The organism is Candidatus Ruminimicrobium bovinum, from assembly GCF_902760015.1.
GTDB classification, from domain to species: Bacteria; Elusimicrobiota; Endomicrobiia; order Endomicrobiales; family Endomicrobiaceae; genus Ruminimicrobium; species Ruminimicrobium bovinum.
This window is the reverse complement of sequence record NZ_CACWEU010000084.1, coordinates 1-2958: the sequence shown is the minus strand read 5'-3', so window position 1 is coordinate 2958 and position 2958 is coordinate 1. Positions and strand designations below refer to the sequence as shown.

At 28.7% G+C, this 2958-nt stretch carries 4 protein-coding genes; all 4 read right to left on the bottom strand.

All coding sequences use genetic code 11. From position 1 onward, the window contains the following. Positions 1 to 82: 82 nt before the first annotated feature. Positions 83 to 808: a VWA domain-containing protein gene (locus tag ACMUOV_RS02965; RefSeq protein ID WP_413853562.1), complete on the bottom strand. Its 726-nt coding sequence runs from the start codon at positions 806 to 808 to the stop codon at positions 83 to 85. 272 nt (positions 809 to 1080) lie between these two features. Next, positions 1081 to 2037 carry a hypothetical protein gene (locus tag ACMUOV_RS02960; RefSeq protein ID WP_413853561.1) on the bottom strand — a complete coding sequence of 319 codons (957 nt, stop codon included), beginning with the start codon at positions 2035 to 2037 and terminating at the stop codon, positions 1081 to 1083. A gap of 6 nt (positions 2038 to 2043) precedes the next feature. Continuing rightward, positions 2044 to 2667 (bottom strand): DUF58 domain-containing protein, encoded by a 624-nt coding sequence (locus ACMUOV_RS02955; RefSeq protein ID WP_413853560.1) that lies wholly within the window; start codon positions 2665 to 2667, stop codon positions 2044 to 2046. Then, positions 2651 to 2932: a DUF58 domain-containing protein gene (locus ACMUOV_RS02950; RefSeq protein WP_413853559.1), complete on the bottom strand. Its 282-nt coding sequence runs from the start codon at positions 2930 to 2932 to the stop codon at positions 2651 to 2653. The genes ACMUOV_RS02955 and ACMUOV_RS02950 overlap by 17 nt, the downstream gene beginning before the upstream one ends. Positions 2933 to 2958: the final 26 nt, after the last annotated feature.

Genomic DNA, 2958 nt, shown 5'->3' with positions numbered 1-2958 from the left:
TCTTTTTATAACAAAACAAAAAGAATATACACAACAAAGGGATAATAAATAATAAAAATAAAGCATATTGATTTTCAAACATTTATATCAACTTCCTAAACAAAATATTTTCAAAAAAAATGTTTATTAACATTAAAATAAAGATTATTAAAATAAATTTGTCAAAAATTTCCGAATAACTTGTAAATTTTATTGAACTTGTTTTTGTGGATTCCGTTTTATCTATTTTAGAAATAATATTTTTTAATATTGTTGTATTGTTTGCTCTAAAATATTGTCCTTGGGTAATTTCCGCAATTTGTGTTAATGTTGTTTCATCTAAATCCTGTTCCTGCAATTTAACAAGTTTCATTCCTTCATTGGGATCCATAACCTGATAATATGCTCCGTCCGGATTTCCTGCACCGATAGCATATATTTTAATGTTTAATTTTTGTGCTATTTTAGCTGCAGTTATGGGATCAATCTCTCCGATATTATTGGTGCCGTCTGTAATTAAAATTATAACTTTGCTTTTTGCTTGGCTGTCTTTAAGCCTGTTACTTGCCGTAACTATTGCAGAACCTATTGCCGTTCCGTCAACAGCTATCATATTTATTGTTGCATGTCCCAAAAGTCGTGTAACCGTTTCCATATCGTTCGTTAGAGGACACTGTGTAAAAGCAAATCCTGAAAAAAGGACTACACCGACTCTATCGTATTTTCTGGATTTAACAAAATTAACGGCTATTTTTTTTGCGGCTTCTAATCTGTTTACGGGTTTAAAATCAAGTGCTTCCATACTGGAAGAAACATCTAATGCTATCATTATGTCCGCTCCTTGATTTAGAACATCTTCCGTTTTATTACCGATTTGCGGTCCGGCTAAAGTTACAACGAACAAAAGCAATATAATATAATTTAATATATTGACTATATTGTAAAACTTTATTTTTGCGGATTTTTTTATACCGTTGAATATGATATATTGCGAAAAATTGATTAATGAACTTTTTGCCTTATTTTTTTTTATTTTCAAATATATTATGAATAATATCAATAACGGTATTAATAAGAAAAAAAGAGGGGATTTGAAATATATCATTTTATCTCCAAATTACTTTTTTGAACATTTAATTTCTCTATAACATTTCTTGTTTGTATATATACATTTATAAATTTATCTTTATCCGATGAATTTATGGAATACTTCAAATTATCATATATTTTTAATAAATCAGATATTTCGTTGCGGTATCCATAGGAAATATTATCTTTTACGGATACCATATCAATTAACTCGGTACTTGTAACTTCTTTGTTGTTTTTCTTTAACATTTCCAAAATAAAATTTTTTAGTATTCTGTTCAAAGTGCAATAATAATTATTTATATTATCCGTTTTATAAACAGCCGAATCCGTTATAGGAATATTATTGAGTTGATGTATGGCTTTTTCCCGGGGAGAAAAGTTTACTTTTATATATTTTTGCATTTTAACAATAATTATATTTTTATATACAACAAATACAACAAACAAGACAAATATTGTACATAGTATATAAAATGTATTAGGAATAGGTATTTTTCTTATTTTTTTTATATCAAAAACAGTATCATTATCATATTTGTTTAAAACACTATGTATAACTATCGGCATACTGTCGGTAAAAAAATAAAATTTTTCGCGAATATTGCTATCTTTGTCGGCATCGGTTTTGTTTATATATGACAGTCTTATTTTCGGAATTTCTTTTATTTTACTGTCATAAGCGGTTAATACTATTTTTAATTTATATTTTTCTTCATCTGCAATATCTTGTTCAAAAGAAAAATCATAAATATCCCACCCTTCAACAACAAAATCATCTTCGCTCTGAAGCAATAATGCAAAAGTCGGAACGGATATATCAACCTCCGCATTAATCATATCACCGACATACATTTCATTTTTATCAACTTTCAATATTGCCTTAGGGAATGTTGTAAAAGCGGTTACATTCAAAAAAGAAAAAAACAAAAATAAAAATAACATTAAACTAAATCTAAATAATTTCATAGCCTGCTATCCTAACACTTGTTTCCTTTTTTGTCTGTTATTGAAAAATTTGATAAGTTCCGGTAAATAAGGCAATCCGTTTATTATATTTATCGTATCTACATTTGCTTGCTTAAAAATATCTTGTTTTTCGGTAACAAATTCGGATAACTTTGTGTAATAATCTTTAAGCATATTTTTACTGCCGGAATCCAACAGAAAACTTTGATCTTTTTCTGCATCATAAAAATTTATTAAACCGATATTTGGAATATCAAATTCTCTCGGATCCGTAATATCTATACATATTAAATCATGTTTTTTAGCGGTTAATTTTAAATCTCTGCCGTAATCAACATCCTTAAAATCGGAAACCAGGAAAACAATCGCTTTCTTTTTCCAAATTTCATTTATAGCTTTAAGTCCTACGGATAAAGATGTTTTTACTCCTTCAGGTTTAAAAGATAACAATTCGTCTATCATCCTTAATATATTATTTTTACCTTTAGCAGGTTTTATAACTTTTTCTATTTTATCGGTAAAAGTCAACATTCCGACTCTATCATTATTTCTGATAGCAGAAAAAGCAAGGACGGAAACTATCTCTGCAGCAAGGGTAGCTTTCGTTTGTATTTTACTTCCAAAAAACAAAGAGGCCGACATATCCGTAAGAAAAATAACTGTCCTCTCTCTCTTCCGTAAAAACTTTTATATACGGTTTCTTTTGTTTGGCAGTAACATTCCAGTCAATTGCTCTAATATCATCTCCCGGCAGATATTCCCTGATTTCTGCAAATTCCATTCCCTGACCTTTAAATGTACTTTGATATTTTCCACCCAGCCCTTCACTGACCAAATGTTTTGAACGGATTTCAATTTGTCTGATAGTTTTTTTCACAATATTTGTTGAATCCATATTGTCCCTTTAGATTACGGTATAGG

What these genes read in the sequence shown, in the direction of transcription:
- ACMUOV_RS02960 (WP_413853561.1), bottom strand. Translation starts at nt 2,037, where the DNA reads ATGAAATTATTTAGATTTAGTTTAATGTTATTTTTATTTTTGTTTTTT.
- ACMUOV_RS02965 (WP_413853562.1), bottom strand. Translation starts at nt 808, where the DNA reads ATGATAGCATTAGATGTTTCTTCCAGTATGGAAGCACTTGATTTTAAA.
- ACMUOV_RS02950 (WP_413853559.1), bottom strand. Translation starts at nt 2,932, where the DNA reads ATGGATTCAACAAATATTGTGAAAAAAACTATCAGACAAATTGAAATC.